The sequence below is a fragment of the Pantoea sp. BRR-3P genome, assembly GCF_039621635.1.
Lineage (GTDB): Bacteria > Pseudomonadota > Gammaproteobacteria > Enterobacterales > Enterobacteriaceae > Pantoea > Pantoea floridensis.
In genome coordinates this window covers 3,190,272-3,215,816 of the sequence record NZ_CP155066.1, presented here as the reverse complement: position 1 = coordinate 3,215,816, position 25,545 = coordinate 3,190,272, and the positions used below count along the sequence as shown (strand labels likewise).

The window sequence follows — 25,545 nt, the reverse complement described above, 5'->3', positions numbered from 1 at the left end:
ATACCGCTTCCGGTTAGCCCGGAAATGGCCAGGTCAAACCGAATCCAAGGGTTTCAACGTGATTAACGACATTAAAAAAGATGCAGACACGCGCATGGAAAAGTGTGTGGATGCATTCAAAAACACCATCAGCAAAGTGCGCACCGGTCGTGCTTCGCCTTCACTGCTCGACGGCATTATGGTGCCTTACTACGGTACACCTACGCCGCTGCGTCAGGTGGCTAGCGTCACGGTAGAGGATTCACGTACGTTGAAAATCAACGTATTTGATCGCTCGCTGAGCGCCGCGGTAGAGAAAGCCATCATGTCTTCTGATCTGGGCCTGAATCCAAGCTCGGCCGGTAGCGACATTCGTGTGCCGCTGCCAGCGCTGACGGAAGAGCGTCGTAAAGATATGATCAAGATCGTCCGTGGCGAAGCTGAGCAGGGTCGTGTATCTGTCCGTAACGTCCGCCGCGACGCGAACGATAAGATCAAAGCGCTGCTGAAAGACAAAGAGATCAGCGAAGACGACGAACGTCGTTCGCAGGACGAGATCCAGAAAATGACCGATGCGCACATCAAAAGTGTGGATGCGGCATTGGCCGAAAAAGAAAAGGAACTGATGGATTTCTAACGCCATCATCTTCTTTTTAAAAACGCCGTTCAGAGACGAGATGTATTCGACTCTGGCGGCGTTTTACATTGTGTCCGGCGCTGTTGCGGTCACAGTCCACGACTTCACAGGGATAGCATGATGAAGCGATTAACTTTGCTGGGATCGACCGGCTCAATTGGCACCAGCACGCTGGCAGTGGTTGCCGCGAATCCTGAGCTGTATCAGGTAACTGCGCTGGTAGCTGGCCAAAATGTGGCGTTGATGGCTGAACAGTGCCAGCAATTCCAGCCACGCTATGCCGCGATGTCTGATGAGGCCTCCGCACAGGCGCTGCGTGAGCGACTGAAAGCACTCAACGTGAATACCGAAGTGCTCTCCGGCGTTCAGGCCGCGTGCGAACTGGCTGCGCTAGATGAGGTGGATCAGGTGATGGCGGCGATTGTTGGCGCCTCGGGTCTGCAACCTACCCTGGCGGCGATTCGCGCCGGTAAAACCGTGCTGCTCGCCAATAAAGAATCGCTTGTCACATGCGGCCGCCTGTTTATGGAGGCAGTGCGCCAACATCAGGCGCAGTTGCTGCCGGTGGATAGCGAGCACAATGCCATTTTTCAGAGTTTACCCGCTTCCATACAGCATCAGTTGGGGTACGCTGATCTGCGGGGGAATGGCATCGAGTCGATTCTCCTTACGGGATCGGGTGGTCCTTTTCGTGACACGCCATTAGCGGATTTAGCCGCGATGTCGCCAGATCAGGCATGTGCGCATCCGAACTGGTCAATGGGACGAAAAATCTCCGTTGATTCGGCCACCATGATGAATAAAGGTCTTGAATACATTGAAGCCCGCTGGCTATTTAATGCAACTGACGCGCAGATGGAGGTCATCCTGCATCCGCAGTCCGTTATCCATTCGATGGTGCGTTATTGCGACGGCAGTGTACTGGCGCAACTCGGTTCACCGGATATGCGAACGCCAATAGCGCACAGCATGGCTTGGCCAGCACGTATCTCTGCGGGCGTAACGCCGCTCGACTTCACTCGAATGAAGTCGCTGACGTTTGCCGAACCGGACTACGAGCGCTATCCCTGCCTGAAGCTCGCGATTGATGCCTGTGCCACAGGTCAGGCCGCTACGACGACGCTGAATGCAGCGAATGAAGTGGCGGTTGCGGCTTTTCTGCAGCACCAGATTCGCTTTACCGACATTGCCGCCATCAACAGCGAAGTGCTGGCATCCCTGACGTGTCAGGAGCCTGGCAGCATCGACGAGGTGATGGAGATTGATCGGTTAGCGCGCGTGCGTGCCAATGAATTGTTACCGCGCTTTCGTTTAGCAGGTTGATAGTTCCCGCTATTTGTTCGCTCTGGGTGAAAATGGTATAGTCGCTCGCTCGCGTTTCACAGCCCGACATTGTTTCGATGTCATCCGGTGTGTTTACCGGAGTTTGCTGCAGGCGCAATGTATTCAGAAACCACAGCATTTCTGATGAAAGGAATTATTACGCGTTATGTCGTCCAACAATCACAATACAATCGATGACGAGTCGTACTGCACGCCACGTCACGTGGCCATCATTATGGATGGTAATGGTCGCTGGGCAAAAAATCAGGGCAAACTGCGTATTTCAGGCCATAAAGCCGGGGTAAAATCAGTACGTCGGGCTGTTAGCTTCGCGGTCAGTCATAAACTGGAAGCGCTTACGCTGTATGCGTTCAGCAGTGAAAACTGGAGCCGTCCGGTTCAGGAAGTGACAGCGTTAATGGAGCTGTTTGTTTGGGCGCTCGACAGCGAAGTCAAAAGCCTGCACAAACACAATGTGCGTCTACGCATTATTGGTGATATCAGCCGTTTCAATAACCGTATTCAGGAACGCATTCGCCGCGCCGAGGAACTGACTCAGCAAAATAATGGACTAACTCTTAACATTGCTGCCAATTATGGCGGCCGTTGGGATATTATCCAGGGTGCCAGAAAACTGGCTGAACAGGTGCAGGAAGGTTTGCTGCGGCCTGACCAGATTACCGAAGAAAGCCTGGCTCCGTATCTGTGTATGCAGGAGCTGGCGCCAGTGGATTTAGTGATAAGGACCGGGGGAGAGCATCGGATTAGCAACTTCCTGCTGTGGCAAATCGCCTATGCTGAGTTTTGGTTTACCGATGTTCTTTGGCCTGATTTTGATGAACACGTTTTTGAAGGTGCACTGAATGCATTCTCTACGCGGGAGCGACGCTATGGCGGTACTGCACCAGGCGGCGCCTAAGCAATTTGGGGGTAACCTTTGCTGAAGTCTCGTCTGATCACCGCGTTAATTTTGATTCCGCTGGTGATCGCTGCACTGTTCTGGTTACCGCTGTACGGTTTTGCGATCACCACCATCATCATCTGTATGCTTGCTGCCTGGGAATGGGGGCAGCTGGCGGGTATGAAGACGCGCCAGCAGCGTATCTGGCTGGCCGTGCTATGCGGCCTGTTGTTGTCCGCAATGCTCTTTAGCCTGCAACCCTATCAACGCAATCTGCATCAATTCCAGATGGAAGGCTCGCTTTGGGCCGCGCTGGGATGGTGGATTGTCGCGCTATTTTTAGTGCTGTTCTATCCCGCCTCTGCGGCGCTGTGGCGCTCATCGCGTCCGCTGCGTCTGCTATTTGGTCTCCTCACCGTGATCCCCTTCTTCTGGGGAATGATGGCGCTGCGTCAGTATCATTACGATACCGATCACTTCGCCGGTGCATGGTGGCTGCTGTTCGTTATGTTCATTGTCTGGGGCGCCGACTCCGGTGCTTATATGTTCGGTCGTTTGTTTGGCAAACATAAACTGGCACCTAAAGTCTCACCGGGTAAAACCTGGGAAGGTTTCTTTGGTGGCCTCCTGTCGTCTGCCCTTATTGCCTGGCTGTTTGCGCTATTAGCGCCACTGTCGATCGCGCCAGGCACGCTGATTATCTGCGCCGTGATTGCCACGCTGGCTTCGGTACTGGGCGACCTTACGGAAAGCATGTTCAAACGTGAAGCGGGCATTAAAGACAGCGGTAACTTGATCCCGGGGCACGGTGGTATCCTCGATCGTATTGATAGCCTGACTGCTGCGGTGCCGGTATTTGCCTGCCTGCTGCTGTTGGTGTTTCGCACCCTCTGAGGATAACAGGCGATGTTGAGTATACTTTGGAGTTTTGCCGCCTTTATCGTGGCGCTGGGCGTGCTAATTACGGTGCACGAATTTGGCCATTTTTGGGTCGCGCGCCGTTGCGGCGTCAAGGTTGAACGTTTCTCGATTGGCTTTGGTAAGGCGCTGTGGCGTCGCACCGATCGTCAGGGCACTGAATATGTTATCGCGCTGATCCCCCTTGGCGGCTACGTCAAAATGCTGGATGAACGCGTTGAGAGCGTCCCCGCTGAACTTCGTCATCAAGCCTTCAACAACAAAACGGTGCTGCAGCGCGCTTCTATCATCGCAGCCGGTCCTATCGCTAACTTCATTTTTGCCATTTTCGCTTATTGGGTCGTTTTCATCCACGGCGTGCCGGGTGTACGCCCAGTGGTAGGTGAAATTCTGAACGGTTCCGTTGCCGCTGAAGCGCAAATTACCTCTGGCATGGAACTTAAAGCGGTAGATGGTATCGAAACGCCTGATTGGGATGCTGTGCGTATGGCGCTGATCGGCAAAATCGGTGACAGCGACGCCACGCTTACGGTCTCGCAATTTGGTGAAGAAGCTACGCAGCAAAAGCAATTAGATTTACGCGAATGGCAGTTTGAACCAGATAAACAGGATCCGGTGGTTGCTTTAGGTATTCGTCCACGTGGGCCGCAGATCGAAACGACCTTAGCTGAAGTTCAGGCAAACTCACCGGCAAGCAACGCTGGTTTGCAAGCGGGCGATAGGATCGTTAAAGTCGATGGTCAGCCATTGTCACAGTGGCAGGCTTTTGCGGCACAGGTGCGGGATAACCCGGGCAAAAACATGGCGCTAGATATTGAGCGCAACGGTGAACCTGTGGCGTTGACGCTGACGCCGGAAGCGAAACCGGGCAAAGAAGCGGAAGGATTTGCGGGAGTTATACCGCGCGTGATTCCGCTGCCCGATGAGTACAAAACGGTAAGGCAGTATGGACCTTTTGCGGCGATCGGCGAAGCCAGTGTAAAAACCTGGCAGCTGATGAAGCTGACAGTTTCCATGCTGGGCAAGTTGATAATCGGGGATGTGAAGCTGAATAATCTGAGCGGGCCAATTTCGATTGCGCAAGGTGCCGGGTTATCAGCAGAGTACGGGGTGATTTATTACCTGATGTTCCTGGCGCTCATCAGCGTCAATCTGGGCATCATTAACCTGTTCCCTCTGCCGGTTTTAGATGGTGGTCATCTGCTCTTTCTGGCGATCGAAAAGATCAAAGGTGGACCGGTGTCCGAGCGAGTTCAGGACTTTAGTTATCGCATTGGCTCAATTTTGCTGGTGCTGTTAATGGGGCTTGCACTTTTCAATGATTTCTCTCGTTTGTAATAGCTGGAACGCATACAGGCGCGGGATGTGTTAGGAAAACGCATAACAACGATGGCGATGAAAAAGTTGCTCATAGCGTCGCTGCTGTTTAGCAGCGCCACCGTTTACGGTGCAGACGATTTCGTAGTGAAGGACATTCATTTCGAAGGTCTACAACGAGTCGCCGTCGGCGCGGCTCTGCTCAGCATGCCGGTACGCGTCGGTGATACGGTGAATGACGATGACGTCAGAAATACCATTCGCTCACTGTTCGCCACCGGTAACTTTGAAGATGTGCAGGTTCTGCGTGATGGTACAACCCTGATTGTTCAGGTGAAAGAACGTCCAACCATTGCCAACATCACTTTCTCCGGCAACAAAGCGGTGAAAGAAGATCAGCTGAAACAGAATCTGGAGGCTTCTGGCGTTCGCGTCGGCGAAGCGCTGGACCGCACCACGCTCTCTTCTATCGAGAAGGGGCTGGAAGATTTCTATTACAGCGTCGGTAAATACACCGCCAGCGTCAAAGCGATTGCCACGCCGCTGCCGCGTAACCGCGTTGATCTGAAATTTGTCTTCCAGGAAGGCGTTTCAGCGCAGATCCAGCAGATCAACATCGTGGGTAATAAAGCGTTTAGCTCTGACGAACTGATCTCGCGCTTCTCACTGCGCGATGAAGTGCCGTGGTGGAACGTGGTGGGCGATCGTAAATACCAGAAGCAGAAGTTAGCAGGCGATCTCGAAACCCTGCGCAGCTTCTATCTGGATCGCGGTTATGCGCGTTTCAACATCGATTCTACCCAAGTGAGCCTGACGCCAGATAAAAAAGGCATCTACATCACCGTTAACATCAACGAAGGCGATCAGTACAAAATTGCTGGCGTGATCGTGAACGGCAGCATGGCAGGGCACTCGGCGGAAATCGAACAGATGACCAAAATTCCATCGGGCGAGCTGTATAACGGCACCAAAGTCACCCAGATGGAAGATGACATTAAGAAATTGCTGGGTCGCTACGGTTACGCCTATCCGCGTGTCGTGACGCAGCCAGAAATTAACGATGCTGATAAAACCGTCAAGCTGCATATTAACGTGGATGCGGGCAACCGTTACTACGTGCGTAAAGTGCGCTTCGAAGGTAACGACACCTCAAAAGATTCCGTACTGCGCCGTGAAATGCGTCAAATGGAAGGTGCCTGGTTGGGCAGCGACCTCGTTGATCAGGGTAAAGAGCGTCTGAACCGGACGGGTTACTTCGAAACCGTCGATGTGGATACGCAACGCGTGCCGGGTGCGCCCGATCAGGTTGACGTGGTCTACAAGGTGAAAGAGCGTAATACCGGTACCTTTAACTTTGGTGTCGGTTACGGTACTGAAAGCGGGGTGAGCTTCCAGGTGGGTGTGACCCAGGAAAACTGGCTCGGCACCGGTAACACCGTGGGCATCAGCGGTACTAAGAACGATTACCAGACCTATGCTGAATTCTCGCTGACCGATCCGTACTTTACGGTCGATGGCGTGAGTCTTGGCGGTCGCCTGTTCTATAACGACTTCAAAGCGGATGACGCCGATCTCTCTGACTATACCAATAAAAGTTATGGTCTTGATGGGACGCTGGGCTTCCCGGTCAACGAAAACAATACGCTGCGCGTTGGTTTAGGCTATGTACATAACGACCTGTCCAATATGCGTCCTCAGATCGCAATGTGGCGTTATCTTGATTCAGTAGGTCGTCATCAGGGCTTGAATGATGACGGTGATTTCTCTGCAGATGACTTCACCTTCAACTACGGTTGGACGTACAACACCTTAGACCGTGGCTTCTTCCCTACGCGCGGTAACCGCACCAACCTGAACGGTAAAGTGACCATTCCAGGCTCCGATAACGCGTTCTACAAAGCGACATTGGACAGCCAGCAATATGTGCCGCTTAATCGCGATGGCACATGGGTGGTGTTAGGCCGTGGTCGTGTTGGATATGGTGACGGACTCGGTGGAAAAGAGATGCCGTTCTATGAGAACTTCTACGGCGGTGGTTCGAGCACGGTTCGTGGCTTCCAGTCCAATACCATTGGTCCTAAAGCAGCGTACCTGAACGATCATTCTTCTACCTGTAATCTGACTGACCCGAACGGCGTTTGTAAGTCGGATGATGCGGTAGGGGGTAACGCGATGGCGATTGCCAGCCTTGAGCTGATTACGCCAACGCCATTCCTGAGCGAGAAGTACGCGAACTCTGTCCGTACCTCGGTGTTTATGGATGCCGGTACCGTTTGGGATACCAAATGGCAGAATACCGCAGAAACACGTGCTGCGGGTGTGCCAGACTACAGCGATCCAAACAACATTCGTGTCTCTGCCGGTGTGGCACTGCAGTGGATGTCGCCGTTGGGACCGCTGGTCTTCTCGTACGCCCAGCCAATGAAGAAAGTCGAGGGAGACAAGTCAGAGCAGTTCCAGTTTAACATTGGTAAAACCTGGTAAAGCTCTGAGCAGGGAAGTGAAAATACCGTCTTGCAGGCGTGTCGCTTAATAAGATGACACGCTGCAAACACACACGTTGAGGTAAGGAGTTTATAGTGAAAAAGTTGTTCTGTGCCGCTGCTCTGGGTGTTGCATTAGCTGCTTCTGCGGGTGCCCAAGCGGCTGATAAAGTTGCTGTTGTTAACCTGAGCCAGGTCTTCCAGCAGTCTCCACAGCGTGCCGCTGTTGCTAAGCAACTTGAGGGTGAATTCCAGAGCCGCGCCTCTGACCTCCAGTCTCAGCAGCAAAAGATCCAGCAAGAGATTCAGGATCTGCAGCGTAACGCATCGACCATGAAAGCAAGCGATCGTACGAAGAAAGAGAAGCAAATTTCTTCTGAGCGTGCTGCCTTTGAACAAAAAGCGCAGGCTTTTGACAAAGACAACCAGACTCGTCAGATGCAAGAACGTAACAAGCTGCTGGCTAAAATCCAGACAGCCGTTCAGTCTGTAGCGAAAAGCGGAGGATACGATCTGGTGCTGGACTCTCAGGCCGTTCTGTACTCTTCATCTGATGCTAAAGACATCACTGCTGACGTTGTTAAACAGGTTAAATAATTGATGTCATCAATTCGACTGGCTGATTTAGCCCAGCAGTTGGATGCAGAATTGCACGGAGATGGCGATATCGTCATCTCCGGCATTGCTTCTATGCAATCCGCCACAACTGGCCAAATCACTTTTCTTGCAAACAGCCGCTACCGCGAGCAGCTCGCTACTATTCAGGCTTCAGCCGTGGTGCTGACGGAAGCGGATCTGGAGTGGTGTAAAACGGCCGCCCTGGTGGTAAAAAATCCCTACTTAACTTATGCCCGCATGGCACAACTGCTGGACACAACGCCGCAGCCCGCGCAGAATATCGCGCCCAGTGCGGTGATCGATGCAACTGCTAAGCTGGGTAGGAATGTTTCGGTGGGTGCGAATGCGGTGATCGAGTCCGGCGTTGAGCTGGGTGACGACGTCGTTATTGGCGCAGGATGTTTTGTGGGTAAGCAGACGCGTATCGGTCGTGGTTCACGCTTGTGGGCTAACGTCACCCTTTATCACGAAATCCAGATCGGTCAGGATTGTCTGATTCAGTCCGGCACGGTCATCGGTGCCGATGGTTTCGGGTATGCTAACGATCGCGGTAACTGGGTGAAAATTCCGCAGCTGGGTACCGTAGTGATTGGTGATCGGGTGGAAATTGGCGCCTGTACCACCATTGATCGCGGCGCACTGGATAACACTCTGATCGGCAATGGTGTTATCATAGACAACCAGTGTCAGATTGCGCACAACGTTGTGATTGGTGATAACACCGCGGTTGCTGGTGGTGTGATCATGGCGGGTAGTCTGAAGATTGGACGTTACTGTATGATTGGCGGCGCCAGCGTCATTAACGGCCATATGGAAATCTGTGACAAAGTGACCGTAACGGGCATGGGCATGGTAATGCGCCCCATCACAGAACCAGGGGTATACTCGTCGGGTATTCCACTGCAACCCAACAAAAGCTGGCGTAAAACAGCAGCGCTGGTGATGAATATCGATGACATAAGCAAACGCTTAAAAGCCATCGAACGTAAGGTCGGCAAAGACGACTAAACGCATCCCACGCTATTCGCTTTCATAATAAAAAGCGTACTTTCTTTCCGCTCAGGGCAACCCGAGCGCGGCAGCAGGTATCTTAGGTAAGCGAAACGCCCCCGAACTGATTTGCGGCCTGCGGAAGATCATTTTGATCGGTGCAGGCCGTGTTATTGTTGCCATCAGATTTTTTAGGACAGGAAGAGTATTTTGACTACTGAAACGCATACTCTGAAAATTGAAGAGATTTTAGAACTGCTGCCACACCGCTATCCTTTCTTGCTGGTTGATCGCGTGCTGGATTTTGAAGAGCATAAATATCTGCGCGCGGTGAAGAACGTTTCTGTTAACGAACCGTTTTTCCAGGGACATTTCCCTGGTAAGCCGATTTTCCCAGGCGTTCTGATCCTGGAAGCGATGGCGCAAGCGACCGGTATTCTGGCGTTCAAAAGCGTTGGCAAACTGGAACCCGGCGAACTCTATTACTTCGCCGGTATCGATGAAGCCCGTTTCAAACGTCCGGTTGTCCCGGGCGATCAGATGATCATGGAAGTGACATTCGAGAAAACCCGTCGTGGCCTGACGCGCTTTAAAGGCGTGGCAACCGTTGATGGCAAAATTGTCTGTGAAGCGACCATGATGTGTGCCCGTAGCCGGGAGGCATAATAAGTGATTGATTCAACCGCCAATATCCATCCCAGTTCTGTCATTGAAGAAGGTGCCGTCATCGGTGCCAATGTTCATATCGGCCCGTTTTGTTTTATCGGCGCTCATGTGGAAATTGGTGAAGGGACAGTACTTAAATCGCACGTAGTCGTAAACGGCCATACGCGAATCGGTAAAGACAATCAGATCTACCAGTTTGCTTCCATTGGTGAAGTGAATCAGGATCTGAAATATGCCGGTGAACCCACGCGCGTTGAAATTGGCGACCGCAACCGCATCCGCGAAAGCGTCACGGTTCATCGTGGCACGACTCAGGGCGGTAATGTGACGAAGATTGGCAGCGATAATCTGCTGATGGTGAATGCTCACATCGCGCATGATTGCGTGATTGGCAACCGCTGCATCTTTGCTAACAATGCTACGCTGGGTGGGCACGTTACCGTTGATGATTTCGCTATTATTGGCGGCATGACAGCGGTTCACCAGTGGTGCACCATTGGTGCTCACGTGATGGTTGGCGGTTGTTCAGGCGTCGCGCAGGATGTACCACCGTACGTCATTGCGCAGGGCAATCACGCAACGCCGTTTGGGATCAATATCGAAGGTCTGAAGCGTCGCGGCTTTAGCAAAGAAGCGCTGCATGCCATTCGCAATGCTTACAAGCTGCTGTACCGCAGCGGCAAAACGTTGGATGAAGTGAAGCCAGAGATTGAAGAGCTGGCGAAACAACACAGCGAAGTGCAACCTTTCTATGACTTCTTTGCTCGTTCAACGCGTGGATTGATTCGTTAATCCATGTCATCGCGTCCTCTAACGATTGCCTTGGTCGCCGGAGAAACCTCCGGCGATATTCTTGGTGCAGGCCTCATCCGTGCGTTAAAAGCACGCCATCCTGATGCTCGCTTTGTTGGCGTGGCCGGCCCGCTGATGCAAGCCGAAGGCTGCGAAGCCTGGTATGAGATGGAAGAGCTGGCGGTGATGGGCATTGTCGAAGTTTTGGGGCGCCTGCGCCGCTTGCTAAAAATTCGCCGCGATCTAACGCAGCGCTTTAGTGAACTCAAGCCCGATGTTTTCGTCGGCATTGATGCGCCGGATTTCAATATTACGCTGGAAGGCAATCTCAAGCGCGCGGGCATTCGCACGATTCATTACGTCAGTCCTTCCGTATGGGCGTGGCGTCAAAAGCGCGTGTTTAAAATTGGCCGCAACACCAATCTGGTGCTGGCCTTTTTGCCGTTTGAAAAAGCTTTCTATGACCGCTTTAACGTACCGTGCCGCTTTATTGGTCACACCATGGCCGATGCGATGCCGTTGCAGCCTGATAAGCTGGCGGCACGCCGCGAATTAGGCATCGCGGATGACGCGATTTGCCTTGGTTTGCTGCCGGGCAGCCGCGGTGCTGAAGTTGAAATGCTCAGCGCCGATTTTCTGCGCGCCGCACAGCTGCTTCGCCAGCGTTATCCGACGCTGGAAATCGTCGTGCCGCTGGTGAACGTCAAGCGCCGCGAACAGTTCGAGCAGATTAAAGCGGAGGTTGCACCGGAACTGCCGATGCATCTGCTGGATGGTAAAGGTCGTCAGGCGATGCTGGCCAGTGATGCCGCTATTCTTGCCTCCGGGACTGCCGCGCTAGAGTGCATGCTGGCAAAATGCCCAATGGTGGTCGGCTATCGCATGAAACCGTTTACCTTTTGGCTGGCAAAACGCCTGGTGAAAACACCGTATGTTTCGCTGCCTAATTTGCTGGCGGGCCGCGAACTGGTGAAAGAGCTGCTGCAAGATGAATGCCAGCCTGAAGCCTTGGCTGCAGCGCTGGAGCCGTTGCTGCATGCCGGACCTGAACGCGAAGCGCTGCTGAACACGTTCACCGAACTGCATCAACAGATTCGCTGGAATGCCGACGAGCAGGCGGCGGATGCGGTGCTGGAGATCATCAATGGCTGAATTTATCTATCCCAACGCCCAGCTCATTGCAGGCGTTGATGAAGTCGGGCGTGGCCCACTGGTGGGTGCCGTCGTAACGGCTGCGGTGATTCTCGATCCCGCCAACCCAATTGTAGGGCTGGCGGACTCAAAAAAGCTCTCCGAGAAGCGCCGTTTAGCGCTGTATGACGAGATCAAAGAGAAGGCGCTGGCATGGAGTCTTGGCCGTGCTGAACCTGAAGAGATCGATCGGCTCAATATTTTGCACGCTACCATGTTAGCGATGCAGCGCGCGGTGGCGGGTTTACCCATCGTGCCGGATTTTGTGCTGATTGATGGCAACCGCTGTCCGGCATTATCCATGCCATCGCAGGCGGTGGTGAAGGGCGATAGTCTGGTGCAAGAGATTAGCGCGGCTTCGATTATCGCCAAAGTCACGCGCGATCGGGAAATGGCCGAGCTGGATCTGCTGTTCCCTCAATATGGTTTTGCGCAGCACAAAGGTTATCCTACTGCGCTGCACATGGAAAAGCTGACACAGCATGGCGCCACACCTCACCATCGTCGCAGCTTTGCGCCGGTGCGTAATGCCCTGATTGATGCCGACGTGCTGGCCGCGCGCCAGCCAACTACGCTTTAATAGCCTGACGCTGTTTTAACCGGAAACTGATATGGCTGAACCTCGTTTTATACATCTGCGCGTCCATAGCGATTACTCCATGGTTGATGGTCTGGCGAAAACCGGACCTTTGGTCAAGAAGGCGGCTGCGCTGGGTATGCCGGCAATCGCGATTACCGATTACATCAACCTCTGTGGGCTGGTGCGTTTTTACGGCAGCGCGCACGGCGCGGGGATCAAGCCGATTGTTGGTGCTGACTTCCACGTCGCCAGTGAATTAATGGGCGACGAGCTGACGCAGCTAACCGTGCTGGCAGCGAATAATACCGGTTATCAAAATCTCACCCTGCTGATTTCGCGCGCTTATCAGCGCGGTTATGGTATTGCAGGGCCGATTATTGATCGTGACTGGCTGATTGAGTTAGGCGAAGGTTTGATCCTCCTGTCCGGCGGACGCCGTGGTGATGTCGGTCGTAGCTTGCTGCGCGGCAACAGTGCCATGGTGGCGCAGTGCCTGAGCTTCTATCAGGAACACTTCCCCAATCGCTATTACCTTGAGCTGATACGCACCGGCCGCGCCGATGAAGAAGCCTATCTGCACGCTGCCGTGGAGCTGGCGATTGCCGAAGGCGTGCCGGTCGTTGCCACCAATGAAGTCTGTTTCCTGAATGAAGAAGATTTTGATGCGCATGAAATCCGCGTAGCGATTCATGACGGCTATACGTTGGACGATCCGAAACGTCCGCGTCATTACAGTCCTCAGCAATATATGCGCAGTGAAGAGGAGATGTGCGAGCTGTTTTCGGACATCCCGGAAGCGCTGGAAAATAGCGTAGAGATTGCTAAGCGCTGTAACGTGACGGTGCGCCTCGGTGAATATTTCCTGCCGCAGTTCCCCACCGGAGAGATGAGCACCGAAGATTTCCTTGTGGCGAAATCGCGTGAAGGGTTGGAAGAGCGACTGGAATTTCTCTTCCCCGATGCCGCAGTACGCGCCGAGAAACGCGTGGAATATGACGAACGTCTGGAAATTGAACTTACCGTTATCAACCAGATGGGGTTCCCCGGTTACTTCTTGATCGTGATGGAGTTTATCCAGTGGTCGAAGGACAACGGCATTCCCGTTGGCCCAGGCCGCGGCTCGGGTGCGGGTTCGTTAGTGGCGTATGCGCTGAAGATTACCGATATCGATCCGCTGGAGTTTGACCTGCTGTTCGAACGCTTCCTTAACCCGGAACGTGTGTCGATGCCCGACTTCGACGTCGACTTCTGCATGGAGAAGCGCGATCAGGTTATCGATCACGTTGCCGAGATGTACGGGCGTGAAGCGGTATCGCAGATCATCACCTTTGGTACCATGGCGGCGAAAGCGGTAATCCGCGATGTTGGACGCGTGCTGGGTCATCCGTATGGTTTCGTCGATCGTATCTCCAAGTTGATCCCGCCGGATCCGGGCATGACGCTGGAAAAAGCCTTCCTGGCTGAACCGCAGCTGCCGGAGATCTATGAGGCAGACGAAGAGGTTAAAGCGCTGATTGACATGGCGCGCAAACTGGAAGGTGTCACGCGTAACGCCGGTAAACATGCCGGTGGTGTGGTGATTTCGCCGACTAAGATTACCGATTTTGCTCCGCTATACTGCGATGAGAACGGACAGTTCCCGGTTACCCAGTTTGATAAGAATGACGTGGAGTACGCCGGGCTGGTGAAGTTTGACTTCCTCGGCCTGCGTACGCTCACCATCATCGACTGGGCGCTGAAGATGATTAACCCGCGCCGTGAAAAGCAGGGTCTGCCGCCGATCGATATCGCCGCCATCCCGCTGGATGACAAGAAAAGCTTCGACATGCTGCAACGCTCGGAAACCACTGCGGTGTTCCAGCTTGAATCGCGCGGCATGAAAGATCTGATCAAACGTCTGAAGCCTGACTGCTTCGAAGACATGATCGCACTGGTGGCGCTGTTCCGTCCGGGTCCGCTGCAATCCGGCATGGTCGATAACTTCATCGACCGTAAGCACGGCCGCGAAGAGATCTCCTATCCGGATATTCAGTGGCAGCACGAAACCCTGAAGCCGGTGCTGGAGCCGACCTACGGCATCATTCTGTACCAGGAACAGGTGATGCAGATCGCGCAGGTGCTATCTGGCTATACGCTGGGTGGCGCAGATATGTTGCGTCGTGCGATGGGTAAAAAGAAACCGGAAGAGATGGCGAAGCAGCGTTCGGTGTTCCAGGACGGGGCGGAGAAGATGGGCGTCGACGGCGAACTGTCGATGAAAATCTTCGATCTGGTAGAGAAGTTTGCAGGTTATGGCTTCAACAAGTCACACTCCGCGGCTTACGCACTGGTGTCCTACCAAACGCTGTGGCTGAAAGCGCACTATCCGGCAGAGTTTATGGCAGCGGTAATGACCGCCGATATGGATAACACCGAGAAAGTGGTCGGTTTGGTGGATGAGTGCTGGCGCATGGGCCTTAAAGTGCTGCCACCTGACATCAACTCAGGCCTCTATCCGTTCCACGTTAATGATGAAGGTGAGATCGTTTACGGCATCGGCGCGATCAAAGGCGTGGGCGAAGGCCCGATTGAAGCGATCATTGATGCGCGTAACGAAGGCGGCTACTTCAAAGAGCTGTTCGATCTCTGTGCGCGCACTGACACCAAGAAGATCAACCGTCGCGTGATGGAAAAACTGATCATGTCGGGGGCGTTTGATCGTCTGGGGCCGCATCGTGCGGCGTTGATGAGTGCGCTTGGCGATGCGTTAAAAGCCGCCGATCAGCACGCCAAAGCCGAAGCCATCGGCCAGGCCGATATGTTTGGTGTGCTGGCAGAAGAGCCGGAGCAGGTGGAGAAATCCTACGCCAGCATTACGCCCTGGCCAGAGCAGGTTCAGTTGGATGGCGAACGTGAGACGCTCGGTTTGTATCTTACCGGCCATCCGATTAATCAGTATTTGAAAGAAATTGAGCGTTACGTCGGCGGCATGCGGCTGAAAGACATGCATCCGACAGATCGTGGTAAAGTAACCGTCGCAGCGGGGCTGGTGATTGCCGCCCGGGTGATGGTGACTAAGCGCGGCAACCGAATTGGTATTTGTACGATTGACGATCGTTCTGGTCGTCTTGAAGTGATGTTATTTACCGATGCGTTAGATAAATACCAGCAGTTGCTGGAGAAGGACCGTATCCTGATCGTCAGCGGACAGGTCAGCTTTGATGACTTTAGCGGTGGCCTTAAAATGACCGCCAGAGAAGTTATGGACATCGACGAAGCGCGGGAAAAATACGCGCGCGGACTTGCTATCTCGCTGACGGACAGGCAAATTGATGACCAGCTTTTAAACCGTCTCCGCCAGTCTCTGGAGCCTCATCGCTCCGGGACCATTCCGGTGCATCTCTACTATCAGAGAGCCGATGCGCGGGCGAAGCTGCGCTTTGGTGCAGCGTGGCGAATTTCGCCCAGCGATCGTTTACTCAACGATTTGCGGTCGTTAGTAGGATCGGAGCAGGTGGAACTGGAGTTTGACTAAAACAGGAACATTATGAGTCTTAATTACCTGGATTTTGAACAGCCAATCGCAGAGCTTGAAGCGAAAATCGACTCGTTAACATCGATTGGTCGTTCGGATGAAAAACACGATATTAATTTGGATGAAGAAGTGCAGCGTCTGCGCGAAAAAAGCGTCGAGCTGACCCGTAAAATCTTCTCTGATTTAGGCGCCTGGCAAGTGGCGCAGCTTGCGCGTCATCCGCTGCGTCCTTATACACTGGACTATATCCGCAACGCGTTTGATGATTTCGACGAACTGGCTGGCGATCGTGCTTACGCCGATGATAAAGCGATTGTCGGCGGTATTGCGCGCTTAGACGGTCGTCCAGTGATGGTCATTGGTCACCAGAAAGGTCGCGAAACTAAAGAGAAAATCCGCCGTAATTTCGGTATGCCAGCACCAGAAGGTTACCGTAAAGCGCTGCGTCTGATGGAAATGGCTGAACGCTTCAAGATGCCGCTGATCACCTTCATCGACACGCCGGGTGCGTATCCGGGCGTGGGCGCAGAAGAGCGCGGCCAGTCTGAAGCGATTGCCCGTAACCTGCGCGAAATGTCTGGCCTGAAAATTCCGGTGATTTGTACCGTCATCGGTGAAGGCGGTTCCGGTGGGGCGTTGGCCATCGGCGTGGGTGACAAGGTGAACATGCTGCAGTACAGCACTTATTCGGTGATTTCACCGGAAGGCTGTGCGTCAATTCTGTGGAAAAGCGCCGATAAAGCGCCGTTAGCTGCAGAAGCGATGGGCATCACCGCTGAGCGCTTAAAAGAGCTGAAACTGATCGATTCCATCATTCCAGAACCGCTGGGTGGTGCGCATCGTCATCCGCTGGACATCGCTGCCAGCCTCAAGCAGCAGCTGTTAGCGGATCTTGCCGATCTTGATGTGCTGAGCACCGAAGAGTTGCTCAACCGTCGTTATCAGCGCCTGATGAATTACGGCTACGCTTGATACATTAGGCTTAGCAAGAAGCGGACCTCGGTCCGCTTTTTTTATGCCTTCGATACGCCTGATTATGAATCGGTCGTCATAAATGGCGCCCCCTGCAAAACCGCACCGCCTTCCGTAGGGGCGTCATTTATGACGACCTTTTATACGCCCACATCATTAACGTTAGGATAACCGGGTAACAGCAGAGCATTCCAGGTCCATCCTTGTCCGCTTTTCGCTATCCTTATTCAGTGCCACAACACCACAGGAGGTGAGCAGTGAATATTATTGCGATCATGGGACCGCACGGCGCTTTCTACAAAGATGAGCCTATTCGCGAACTGGATGCCGCACTGAAACAGCAGGGCTTCCAAACCGTTTATCCCAATAATGCCAGCGACCTGGTGAAACTGATCGAACACAATCCGCGCATCTGCGGCGTGATTTTCGACTGGGACGAATACAGTCTGGCGCTATGTAGCGACATCAATCAGCTCAACGAATATCTGCCGCTGTACGCCTTCATCAACACCCATTCACAAATGGATGTCAGCATCAACGAGATGCGTATGGCGCTGCACTTCTTTGAGTACGCCTTAAGCGCAGCCGACGACATCGCATTGCATATCCGTCAGTACACCGATGAGTACATCGATAACATTACGCCGCCGCTGACGAAAGCCCTCTTCACCTACGTCAAAGAGGGCAAATACACTTTCTGCACGCCTGGTCATATGGGCGGTAGTGCCTTCCAGAAAAGTCCGGTCGGCAGCCTGTTCTATGATTTCTTTGGCTCGAACACCTTAAAAGCCGATGTTTCGATTTCGGTAACAGAATTAGGTTCGTTACTCGACCACACCGGTCCGCATCTGGAAGCGGAAGAGTATGTCGCGCGCACCTTTGGTGCTGAGCAAAGCTACATGGTGACCAACGGCACCTCGACCTCAAACAAAATCGTCGGCATGTACGCGGCTCCCGCCGGCAGCACGGTATTGATTGACCGTAACTGCCATAAATCGCTGACCCATTTACTGATGATGAGCGATATTATCCCGATCTGGCTCAAGCCGACGCGTAACGCGCTAGGCATTCTTGGTGGTATCCCGCAGCGTGAATTTACGCGCGACAGCATTCAGCAAAAGGTCAACGCCACGCCGCGCGCCAGTTGGCCTGTGCATGCGGTGATCACCAACTCAACTTACGATGGCCTGCTGTATAACACGCAGTTCATCAAGCAAACGTTGGATGTGCCGTCGATTCATTTCGATTCAGCATGGGTGCCGTACACCAATTTCCATCCGATCTATGCGGGAAAAAGCGGCATGAGCGGCGATCGTATTCCCGGCAAAGTGATCTATGAAACGCAATCGACGCACAAACTGTTGGCGGCGTTCTCGCAAGCTTCGCTGATTCACATCAAAGGCGATTACGACGAGCACACTTTCAACGAAGCCTACATGATGCACACCACCACATCGCCGAGCTACGCGATCGTGTCATCGATTGAAACGGCGGCCGCGATGCTGCGCGGCAATCCGGGCAAGCGGCTGATCAATCGGTCTGTTGAGCGTGCGCTGCATTTTCGCCGTGAGATTCAGCGCTTACGCGAAGAATCCGATGGCTGGTTCTTTGATATCTGGCAGCCCGAGCGAGTCGATCAAGCTGAATGCTGGCCGATCCAGCCGGGCGAAGACGACTGGCACGGCTTCACCAACGCCGACCGCGATCACATGTATCTCGATCCGATCAAAGTCACCATCCTGACGCCGGGCATGAGTGAGCTCGGAAAGATGGCGGAAGAGGGCATTCCCGCCGCGCTGGTGGCGAAATTCCTCGACCAGCGCGGCATCGTGGTGGAGAAAACCGGACCCTACAATTTGCTGTTCCTGTTCAGCATCGGTATCGATAAAACCAAGGCGATGAGCGTGCTGCGTGGTCTTACCGAATTTAAGCGCGCCTACGATCTCAATCTGCGGGTAAAAAACATGCTGCCGGATCTCTACGCTGAAGATCCCGATTTCTATCGCAATATGCGTATTCAAACGCTGGCGCAGGGGATTCATCAGCTGATTCTGCAACACGATCTGCCGCGTCTGATGCTGAAGGCATTTGACGTGCTGCCTGAGATGAAAATGACACCGCATCAGGCCTTTCAGCGTCAGGTAAAAGGCCAGGTTGAAACCGTTGATATTGGTGAGCTGGTGGGACGTATCTCGGCCAACATGATTTTGCCATACCCACCAGGCGTGCCGGTCGTGATGCCGGGCGAGATGATCACTGAAGAGAGCCGTTCAGTGCTCGATTTTCTGCTGATGCTCTGTACCATCGGGCGCCATTATCCCGGCTTCGAAACCGATATCCATGGCGCGACGCTGACCGAAGATGGCCGCTATCTGGTGCGCGTATTGCGTGAAGAAGACGATCGCTAACTTAGGATAATCCCCTCTTTCCATTGCCGCTTTTGCCACGTAGGGTAAGCGGCTGATGTGACAACCGGAGCCGCTATGCTACAGATTAAACAGATCCACCACATTGCCATTATTGCCACCGATTACCAGCGCAGTAAGGCGTTTTACTGTGACGTGCTGGGCTTTGAACTTTTGGGTGAATATTATCGCGCCGAGCGCGACTCCTGGAAAGGCGACCTCGGCCTGAATGGGGTTTACACCATTGAGCTTTTCTCATTCCCATCACCACCTCCGCGCGTCAGCGGGCCGGAAGCCTGTGGCCTGCGCCATTTAGCATTTTGCGTGGATGATGTTGAGCAGTCGATTGCCGCGCTGGCGGAAAAAGGCGTGATGTGCGAACCGATTCGTATCGATGCGCTAACTGGCAAAGCCTGCACCTTTTTCCCCGATCCGGACGGTTTGCCGCTGGAGCTGTATCAGGCGTAAACTAGCGTCCGCCGCGAGCCGCAATTCGGTGGCTCGCTTGGACGGAACGCGCTCATGTCTTTATCTCATCTTGCTTCGCTGCTGACACCCGACGCCCGCTGTGTGCTGGCGTTCAGTGGCGGACTCGATTCAACCGTGCTGCTGCATCAGTTGGTCTGCTGGCAAGGTCAGCAGCCGCAGCTGCGCGTGCGTGCGTTACATGTTCATCATGGCTTAAGCCCCAATGCTGATAGCTGGGCGCAACATTGCCAGCAGATTTGCCAGCAGTGGCAGATTCCTTGTGAGATTCTGCGTGTACAGGTTGATGGCCGCCACAATGGCATTGAAGCGGCAGCACGCGAGGCGCGCTACCAGGCGCTGTTTCAGCAGCTACAACCCGGTGAGCACTTACTTACTGCACAGCACCTCGACGATCAGGCTGAAACGCTGCTACTGGCGTTAAAACGCGGCAGTGGACCGGCCGGTTTGGCGGCGATGCCGTCGCAGCGCAGCGTTGGCGATCGCGTGCACCTGCGCCCGTTGCTCGATATCCCTCGGCAGCAGCTGGAAGCCTACGCCGCGGAACATCATCTGCGCTGGATTGAAGATGAAAGTAACGCTGATAGCCGCTATGACCGCAACTTCCTGCGCCAGCAGATTTTGCCGCTGCTGCAGGCGCGCTGGCCACATTTCAGTGCCGCCAGCGCACGTAGTGCCGCACTCTGTGGCGAGCAGGAGCAGCTGTTGGATGAGCTACTGGCGGAACAGTTGGTGCAGCTTACCGATGGGCGCGGTGCCCTGCATTTCCCGCCGTTGGTTACCATGAGTGAAGCGCGGCGCCATGCGCTGTTACGCCGCTGGATTGCCCAGCAGGGCGGCGCAATGCCCTCGCGCGAGGCACTAAAACGTATTACCGATGAAGTCATCAACAGCCGTGAAGATGCCAGACCTTGCCTGCGTTTTGGCGCATTTGAGCTGCGCCGCTATCGCCAGCAACTCTACTGGCTAAGGCCGCAGCCATCGCTGAGTCAGCACTCGCTAACCTGGCAAGACCGCAGCCAGCCGCTCGATTTACCGGCAGGTTTAGGTGTTCTGCACGCCAACGGCGAGATTGCAGAGTTACGGCAGCCTGATGCGGATGAAGAGATCACTATTCGCTTCAAGGCACAAGGCTATTATCACCTGCTGGGTCGCGCGGGTGGCCGCGAGATCAAAAAGCTTTGGCAAGAGTTGGGCGTTGCGCCCTGGCAACGCGAACGTATCCCCTTGATTTACTACAACCAGACGCTCATTTGCGCGCCGGGACTGTTTATCACGCGCGAAGGCGCAGCCAGTAATAAGCAAGGCTGGCAGGCGATCTGGTTACCACAACAATAAAATGGAGAGCAATGATGAAGTATTTAATTGCTGCGCTTTTATGCGCTGCGACGCTGCCGGCGTTTGCCGAGGGCGATGTCAATGCTGGTGCGCAAAAAGCGGCAAGCTGTATGGCATGTCACGGCGCGGAGGGCAAAAGTGCAGTGCCGCTTTATCCGAACCTGGCGGGGCAACATGCGCCTTATCTGCTGCACTCGCTGCAGGCCTACAAAAAAGGCGAACGCAGCGGCGGCCAGGCGGAAGTAATGAAAGCCTTTGTAGCGGGATTGAGCGATCAGGATATGGAAGATTTGTCGGCGTATTACAGTTCGTTAAAGCCTTAAGCGAGGTGGGCGGGATAGGATTCCCGCCCTGAGAGAGGTTTACTCTTCGCTAACGACGACGGTGCCCAGCTCCGGATGGGTGAAGCTGGCGATGTGGTCGAGCCGCACTTCGCGGGTCTCGCCGGAGAGATCGACGGCAAGGTACTCGACGTTTTTACGTGAGACCATGTCCACGGCTTTCGCCTTGATCTGATCGCCGTTTTTTAACTCCAGCGACAGCGTCCAGTTTTTTTGGCAGGCGAGTTCGAGGTTGTCGTAGTCATCGCAGTTGATGGGTTTGTAGGCTTCATTCGTCAACATAGTCGCTCACCAATAAGTTTGCAGCGGCATACGCTGCTTGTTCCCTGAGAGAAGAGTTTAGCGCAGAATCAGCGGCAATATCATTGAGAGCCTTTAACGCACAACCTATCGCGTCTGGCACATACCCAAGGTCGCCGCTACCAATTTCGGCATACTTCTGGCGAACTAACTCACAATACTTTTGCACATACACCTCCTCAGCAGAGCTTGATACTCTGGATGATAGGCGACTATATCACAGGGAATTCATGGAAATCAGCCCGGTCGTCACGGGAATGATGCAAACAGCAGGACAAAAGTGACACATTGCGCTGGTCTTACGCGCTCTGCATGCGCACAAAAGGTTAAGTTGATGAACAGGTTATTACGCGTCATAGCGTCGAAACAAACGGTAGGTGACAGATGATTGTGCTGTCTCGTTCGGTTTCACTGGCCGATAATGAAGTGGAACTCAGTGCCATCCGGGCACAAGGTGCCGGCGGGCAGCATGTGAATAAAACCTCAACGGCTATTCACCTGCGGTTTGATATTAATGCGTCGTCGCTGCCGCCATTTTACAAAGAGCGGCTGCTGGCGGCGAGCCACCATTTGATCACGGCGGAAGGTGTGGTGATCATCAAAGCGCAGGAGCACCGCAGTCAGGAAATGAATCGCGAAGCGGCTGTGCAGCGTCTGATCAACCTGATTCAGGAGTTAACCACGGTGGAAAAAGTCCGGCGCGCCACGAAACCGACGCACGGTTCTAAAGTGAGGCGACTGGAAGGCAAAACGCGGCGCAGTAACGTGAAGGCGATGCGCGGAAAAGTGCAATAAAAAACGCCTCCGTTTGGAGGCGTTTCAGTGTTACTTGTTGAGCGCTTGCACAAGGAAGTCGACGATGTCGTGCTGCTTAATCATCTGCTTCTCGCTGGCGGTACGCGCCTTGTACTCAATTTCCTGGTTATCGAGATTACGATCGCCAATCACGATAGTGTGCGGTACGCCGATCAGCTCCATATCCGCAAACATCACGCCTGGACGCTCTTTACGGTCATCCAGAATTACGTCGATGCCTTTTGCACGCAGCGTGTTGTACAGCTCTTCTGCCAGCTCTTGCACGCGGAAAGATTTGTGCATGTTCATCGGCAAAATGGCGACTTCGAACGGTGCCAGCGCTGCAGGCCAGATGATGCCGCGCTCATCGTTGTTCTGCTCAATTGCCGCTGCCACCACGCGCGTGATACCGATGCCGTAGCAACCCATGGTCATCACCTGGTTACGGCCATCTTCGCCCTGTACCGCCGCTTTCATCGCTTCCGAGTACTTGGTTCCCAGCTGGAAGATGTGACCGACTTCAATACCGCGTTTAATCTGCAGCGTGCCTTTACCGTCCGGGCTAGGGTCACCTTCAACCACGTTACGGATATCTTCCACGCGGGGTTCTGGCAGATCGCGACCCCAGTTGATGCCGCTCAAATGCTTGCCATCGATGTTCGCGCCGGCGCAGAAGTCGCTGGTTTTCGCCACGGTACGATCGGCAATCACGGGCATGGTCAAACCAACCGGACCGAGTGAGCCCGGGCCTGCGCCTAACAATGCGCGAATCTCTTCTTCGCTGGCCATTTCCAGCGGTGCTGCCACGATATCCAGCTTTTCAGCTTTGATTTCGTTTAGCTGATGATCGCCGCGCAGCAGCAGGGCAACCAGCGTGTGGCCGCTCTCTTCGGTGGCTTTGACGAATAGCGTCTTGACGGTTTTCTCGATCGGCAGCTGATGTTGCTCAACCAGCTCGGCGATAGTCTTGGCATTTGGCGTATCGAACTGCGTCATCGTCTGTGATGCCTGCGGACGCTCGCCAGCCGGCGCTAAGGCTTCAGCTTTCTCAATGTTGGCCGCGTAATCAGACTCACTCGAGAAGATCACATCGTCTTCACCGCTCAGCGCCAGGACCTGGAACTCGTGCGATGCGCTACCGCCGATCGAACCGGTATCCGCTTGTACCGCACGGAAATCCAGACCCATACGGCTAAAGCTCTGGCTATAGGCGCGGTACATCGCATCGTAGGTTTCCTGCAGCGATTCCTGCGTAGTGTGGAACGAGTAAGCATCTTTCATGATGAACTCGCGTGAACGCATCACACCAAAACGCGGGCGCACTTCATCACGGAATTTGGTCTGGATCTGATACAGGTTAAGCGGCAACTGCTTATAAGAGCTCAGCTCGTTGCGGATCAAATCGGTCACCACTTCTTCGTGGGTTGGACCCAGCACGAAAGGACGCTCATGGCGATCTTTAATGCGCAGCAGTTCCGGGCCGTACTGCTCCCAGCGGCCACTCTCTTCCCACAAATCGGCAGGCTGAACCACCGGCATGGAGATCTCAATCGCACCGGCGTTATTCATCTCTTCACGCACGATATTTTCAACTTTTCGCAATACGCGAATACCGGTTGGCAGCCAGGTATAGAGACCGGAAGCCAGTTTGCGGATCATGCCGGCGCGCAGCATCAGCTGGTGGCTGATCACTTCTGCATCGGAAGGTGTCTCCTTCAGAGTGGAGAGCAGATATTGAGTAGTACGCATTGATTACGATTCCAGTTATACGGAAGGAAACTGACAAAATTTTTCTGGCGGCTAGTGTACCAGTGAGATCAATCACTCAAAAGCGCGTTTTAGCGTGGATCGAGGGCGATCACCTCGGTTCCTGCCTCATCAATGCGCCAGCGCACGTTAAAGTCGAGTAGCCATGCGGCATATTCACGATCCTGCGTTTCACCTTTACGGTAGGCGGGACGTGGATCCTGCGCCAGTACGTCGGTGATAAAACGTGCCAGCTGCGGGTATGTTTTCAGGTGCTGCTCAAGCTGGCTCTGCGCCAGCGGCGAAAAGCGTACCGGCATAGTGGCATCCGGAGCGGCCTGGGCAAAACCGGCGCGCGCATCAGGTAGCGCTTCGGCAAAGGGCAGGTAGGGTTTGATGTCCACCACCGGCGTGCCATCGACTAAGTCGAGGCTGCCAAGCTGTAAAATGACCTGCTGCTTCTCACAGCGAATGCCTTTTAGCTCAACCAGCGACATGCCAATAGGATTGGGGCGGAAGGTCGAGCGGGTGGCGAACACGCCCATGCGCGCATTGCCGCCGAGACGCGGTGGGCGCACCGTCGGACGCCAGCCACCTTCCATGGTTTGATGAAAGATAAACAGAATCCACAGATGGCTGAAATCTTCCAGCCCGCGTACCGCTTCCGGCTGGTTGTAAGGCGGTAAGAGATGCAACTCGCCGCCGCCATCCTGCACCAGACCGGGCTGGCGCGGGACGGCAAACTTCTCTTTCCACGGTGAACGAATCACGCCGATTTGCGCGCAGGCAAACTCACTCATTGATTCGAGACTTTCAGTGCGGAACCTTGGCAAATGGCTTGGCGATAGCAGCCGGGCGTACTCGAGACAATTTCACATTTATGCAGCAGCACGGCGTTAGCTTTCATGCTAGCCGCTTTGATCTGCAGACGCTTACGTGCGGTGTTAATGTTCGGGGGGGAATCCTGGTTGCTGCTTTGGCAATCTTCGCCAGAAACTTCACCTAAATCGCGGAACGGGTTGCTAACCAGGTCGGTCGCATCGGTGTAGATCTTCACCGGTGCGGGACGTGCCGCAGGCTTGCGTTCTGGTTGGTTGGATGCCTGTTGCGGTCGAGATGGAGCACTGCTTATCGGGTGATATTCACGCACACACCCAGTTAGCATCAATGCCAACAAGCAGAGCGGTAAAAAACGCATGGCAACATCCTCAAGTAATAAAAAGTGGCGTTATTGAAACAAGGACGACAATAAA

At 54.0% G+C, this 25,545-nt stretch carries 24 protein-coding genes; 19 read left to right on the top strand and 5 right to left on the bottom strand.

What is annotated here, in order from left to right:
* Window positions 1-58 precede the first annotated feature (58 nt).
* The 18 genes from frr (at window position 59) to AAGR08_RS14930 (ending at window position 21,433) form a co-directional block, all read left to right on the top strand.
* Window positions 59-616, top strand: a complete 558-nt coding sequence (gene frr / locus AAGR08_RS15015) for a ribosome recycling factor (protein ID WP_097097592.1) — start codon at window positions 59-61, stop codon at window positions 614-616.
* A 120-nt stretch (window positions 617-736) separates the two neighbouring features.
* Complete coding sequence (gene ispC, locus AAGR08_RS15010; RefSeq protein ID WP_345829929.1) at window positions 737-1,939, top strand: 1-deoxy-D-xylulose-5-phosphate reductoisomerase; 1,203 nt, start codon at window positions 737-739, stop codon at window positions 1,937-1,939.
* A gap of 166 nt (window positions 1,940-2,105) precedes the next feature.
* On the top strand, window positions 2,106-2,858 hold the full coding sequence (ispU, locus tag AAGR08_RS15005; RefSeq protein ID WP_097094874.1) for a (2E,6E)-farnesyl-diphosphate-specific ditrans,polycis-undecaprenyl-diphosphate synthase: 753 nt from the start codon (window positions 2,106-2,108) through the stop codon (window positions 2,856-2,858).
* An 18-nt stretch (window positions 2,859-2,876) separates the two neighbouring features.
* Window positions 2,877-3,734: a phosphatidate cytidylyltransferase gene (gene cdsA, locus AAGR08_RS15000; protein ID WP_345827237.1), complete on the top strand. Its 858-nt coding sequence runs from the start codon at window positions 2,877-2,879 to the stop codon at window positions 3,732-3,734.
* A 12-nt stretch (window positions 3,735-3,746) separates the two neighbouring features.
* Entirely contained in the window at window positions 3,747-5,096 is a 1,350-nt protein-coding gene (gene rseP / locus AAGR08_RS14995; RefSeq protein WP_345827236.1) for a sigma E protease regulator RseP, read from the top strand.
* A gap of 51 nt (window positions 5,097-5,147) precedes the next feature.
* The gene (bamA, locus tag AAGR08_RS14990; RefSeq protein ID WP_345829928.1) at window positions 5,148-7,559 is read left to right on the top strand and encodes an outer membrane protein assembly factor BamA; all 2,412 of its coding nucleotides are present in this window, start codon (window positions 5,148-5,150) and stop codon (window positions 7,557-7,559) included.
* A 95-nt stretch (window positions 7,560-7,654) separates the two neighbouring features.
* Complete coding sequence (locus AAGR08_RS14985) at window positions 7,655-8,155, top strand: OmpH family outer membrane protein (protein ID WP_097094870.1); 501 nt, start codon at window positions 7,655-7,657, stop codon at window positions 8,153-8,155.
* 3 nt (window positions 8,156-8,158) lie between these two features.
* A complete protein-coding gene (gene lpxD / locus AAGR08_RS14980; protein WP_097094869.1) occupies window positions 8,159-9,184 on the top strand; it encodes a UDP-3-O-(3-hydroxymyristoyl)glucosamine N-acyltransferase in 1,026 nt (341 codons plus the stop codon).
* 192 nt (window positions 9,185-9,376) lie between these two features.
* Complete coding sequence (gene fabZ, locus AAGR08_RS14975) at window positions 9,377-9,832, top strand: 3-hydroxyacyl-ACP dehydratase FabZ (protein ID WP_007893924.1); 456 nt, start codon at window positions 9,377-9,379, stop codon at window positions 9,830-9,832.
* Between the two features lie 3 nt (window positions 9,833-9,835).
* A complete protein-coding gene (gene lpxA, locus AAGR08_RS14970; protein WP_097094868.1) occupies window positions 9,836-10,624 on the top strand; it encodes an acyl-ACP--UDP-N-acetylglucosamine O-acyltransferase in 789 nt (262 codons plus the stop codon).
* A gap of 3 nt (window positions 10,625-10,627) precedes the next feature.
* Window positions 10,628-11,776 (top strand): lipid-A-disaccharide synthase, encoded by a 1,149-nt coding sequence (lpxB, locus tag AAGR08_RS14965; protein ID WP_097094867.1) that lies wholly within the window; start codon window positions 10,628-10,630, stop codon window positions 11,774-11,776.
* Window positions 11,769-12,395, top strand: a complete 627-nt coding sequence (rnhB, locus tag AAGR08_RS14960; protein WP_097094866.1) for a ribonuclease HII — start codon at window positions 11,769-11,771, stop codon at window positions 12,393-12,395. Before lpxB ends, rnhB begins: the two co-directional genes overlap by 8 nt.
* Before the next feature lie 31 nt (window positions 12,396-12,426).
* Window positions 12,427-15,909, top strand: a complete 3,483-nt coding sequence (gene dnaE / locus AAGR08_RS14955; RefSeq protein WP_097094865.1) for a DNA polymerase III subunit alpha — start codon at window positions 12,427-12,429, stop codon at window positions 15,907-15,909.
* 12 nt (window positions 15,910-15,921) lie between these two features.
* Window positions 15,922-16,881 carry an acetyl-CoA carboxylase carboxyl transferase subunit alpha gene (accA, locus tag AAGR08_RS14950; RefSeq protein WP_097094864.1) on the top strand — a complete coding sequence of 320 codons (960 nt, stop codon included), beginning with the start codon at window positions 15,922-15,924 and terminating at the stop codon, window positions 16,879-16,881.
* Window positions 16,882-17,138: 257 nt separating this feature from the next.
* Window positions 17,139-19,289 (top strand): lysine decarboxylase LdcC, encoded by a 2,151-nt coding sequence (locus tag AAGR08_RS14945; RefSeq protein ID WP_097094863.1) that lies wholly within the window; start codon window positions 17,139-17,141, stop codon window positions 19,287-19,289.
* A gap of 75 nt (window positions 19,290-19,364) precedes the next feature.
* Window positions 19,365-19,754, top strand: a complete 390-nt coding sequence (locus tag AAGR08_RS14940; protein WP_097094862.1) for a VOC family protein — start codon at window positions 19,365-19,367, stop codon at window positions 19,752-19,754.
* Between the two features lie 54 nt (window positions 19,755-19,808).
* Window positions 19,809-21,110, top strand: coding sequence for a tRNA lysidine(34) synthetase TilS (gene tilS, locus AAGR08_RS14935; protein ID WP_345827235.1), 1,302 nt, complete (start codon window positions 19,809-19,811; stop codon window positions 21,108-21,110).
* A gap of 14 nt (window positions 21,111-21,124) precedes the next feature.
* Window positions 21,125-21,433, top strand: coding sequence for a cytochrome c (locus AAGR08_RS14930; protein WP_345829926.1), 309 nt, complete (start codon window positions 21,125-21,127; stop codon window positions 21,431-21,433).
* A 39-nt stretch (window positions 21,434-21,472) separates the two neighbouring features.
* Here AAGR08_RS14930 and rof read toward each other — a convergent pair whose 3' ends face one another.
* Together rof and AAGR08_RS14920 are read right to left on the bottom strand one after the other, a co-directional pair.
* Window positions 21,473-21,733, bottom strand: coding sequence for a Rho-binding antiterminator (gene rof, locus AAGR08_RS14925; RefSeq protein ID WP_097094859.1), 261 nt, complete (start codon window positions 21,731-21,733; stop codon window positions 21,473-21,475).
* On the bottom strand, window positions 21,720-21,920 hold the full coding sequence (locus tag AAGR08_RS14920; RefSeq protein ID WP_036622231.1) for a YaeP family protein: 201 nt from the start codon (window positions 21,918-21,920) through the stop codon (window positions 21,720-21,722). Before AAGR08_RS14920 ends, rof begins: the two co-directional genes overlap by 14 nt.
* A gap of 215 nt (window positions 21,921-22,135) precedes the next feature.
* Here AAGR08_RS14920 and arfB point away from each other — a divergent pair, with 215 nt between their 5' ends.
* The gene (arfB, locus tag AAGR08_RS14915; protein ID WP_007893949.1) at window positions 22,136-22,546 is read left to right on the top strand and encodes an alternative ribosome rescue aminoacyl-tRNA hydrolase ArfB; all 411 of its coding nucleotides are present in this window, start codon (window positions 22,136-22,138) and stop codon (window positions 22,544-22,546) included.
* Between the two features lie 30 nt (window positions 22,547-22,576).
* Here the strand turns inward: arfB and proS are convergent, their stop codons facing one another.
* The 3 genes from proS to rcsF all read right to left on the bottom strand — a co-directional run bounded on the left by proS (window position 22,577) and on the right by rcsF (window position 25,490).
* Entirely contained in the window at window positions 22,577-24,295 is a 1,719-nt protein-coding gene (proS, locus tag AAGR08_RS14910) for a proline--tRNA ligase (RefSeq protein ID WP_345827234.1), read from the bottom strand.
* An 89-nt stretch (window positions 24,296-24,384) separates the two neighbouring features.
* A complete protein-coding gene (gene tsaA / locus AAGR08_RS14905) occupies window positions 24,385-25,092 on the bottom strand; it encodes a tRNA (N6-threonylcarbamoyladenosine(37)-N6)-methyltransferase TrmO (RefSeq protein ID WP_345827233.1) in 708 nt (235 codons plus the stop codon).
* Window positions 25,089-25,490, bottom strand: a complete 402-nt coding sequence (gene rcsF, locus AAGR08_RS14900; protein WP_345827232.1) for an Rcs stress response system protein RcsF — start codon at window positions 25,488-25,490, stop codon at window positions 25,089-25,091. The genes tsaA and rcsF overlap by 4 nt, the downstream gene beginning before the upstream one ends.
* Window positions 25,491-25,545: the final 55 nt, after the last annotated feature.

Bases quoted from the DNA above. Each gene is read 5' to 3' on its own strand.
- rcsF (WP_345827232.1), bottom strand. From the start codon at position 25,490: ATGCGTTTTTTACCGCTCTGCTTGTTGGCATTGATGCTAACTGGGTGT.
- arfB (WP_007893949.1), top strand. From the start codon at position 22,136: ATGATTGTGCTGTCTCGTTCGGTTTCACTGGCCGATAATGAAGTGGAA.
- lpxB (WP_097094867.1), top strand. From the start codon at position 10,628: ATGTCATCGCGTCCTCTAACGATTGCCTTGGTCGCCGGAGAAACCTCC.
- lpxD (WP_097094869.1), top strand. From the start codon at position 8,159: ATGTCATCAATTCGACTGGCTGATTTAGCCCAGCAGTTGGATGCAGAA.
- tsaA (WP_345827233.1), bottom strand. From the start codon at position 25,092: ATGAGTGAGTTTGCCTGCGCGCAAATCGGCGTGATTCGTTCACCGTGG.
- rof (WP_097094859.1), bottom strand. From the start codon at position 21,733: ATGTTGACGAATGAAGCCTACAAACCCATCAACTGCGATGACTACGAC.
- ispU (WP_097094874.1), top strand. From the start codon at position 2,106: ATGTCGTCCAACAATCACAATACAATCGATGACGAGTCGTACTGCACG.
- accA (WP_097094864.1), top strand. From the start codon at position 15,922: ATGAGTCTTAATTACCTGGATTTTGAACAGCCAATCGCAGAGCTTGAA.
- bamA (WP_345829928.1), top strand. From the start codon at position 5,148: ATGGCGATGAAAAAGTTGCTCATAGCGTCGCTGCTGTTTAGCAGCGCC.
- ispC (WP_345829929.1), top strand. From the start codon at position 737: ATGAAGCGATTAACTTTGCTGGGATCGACCGGCTCAATTGGCACCAGC.
- dnaE (WP_097094865.1), top strand. From the start codon at position 12,427: ATGGCTGAACCTCGTTTTATACATCTGCGCGTCCATAGCGATTACTCC.
- AAGR08_RS14930 (WP_345829926.1), top strand. From the start codon at position 21,125: ATGAAGTATTTAATTGCTGCGCTTTTATGCGCTGCGACGCTGCCGGCG.
- proS (WP_345827234.1), bottom strand. From the start codon at position 24,295: ATGCGTACTACTCAATATCTGCTCTCCACTCTGAAGGAGACACCTTCC.
- rnhB (WP_097094866.1), top strand. From the start codon at position 11,769: ATGGCTGAATTTATCTATCCCAACGCCCAGCTCATTGCAGGCGTTGAT.
- AAGR08_RS14940 (WP_097094862.1), top strand. From the start codon at position 19,365: ATGCTACAGATTAAACAGATCCACCACATTGCCATTATTGCCACCGAT.
- rseP (WP_345827236.1), top strand. From the start codon at position 3,747: ATGTTGAGTATACTTTGGAGTTTTGCCGCCTTTATCGTGGCGCTGGGC.
- tilS (WP_345827235.1), top strand. From the start codon at position 19,809: ATGTCTTTATCTCATCTTGCTTCGCTGCTGACACCCGACGCCCGCTGT.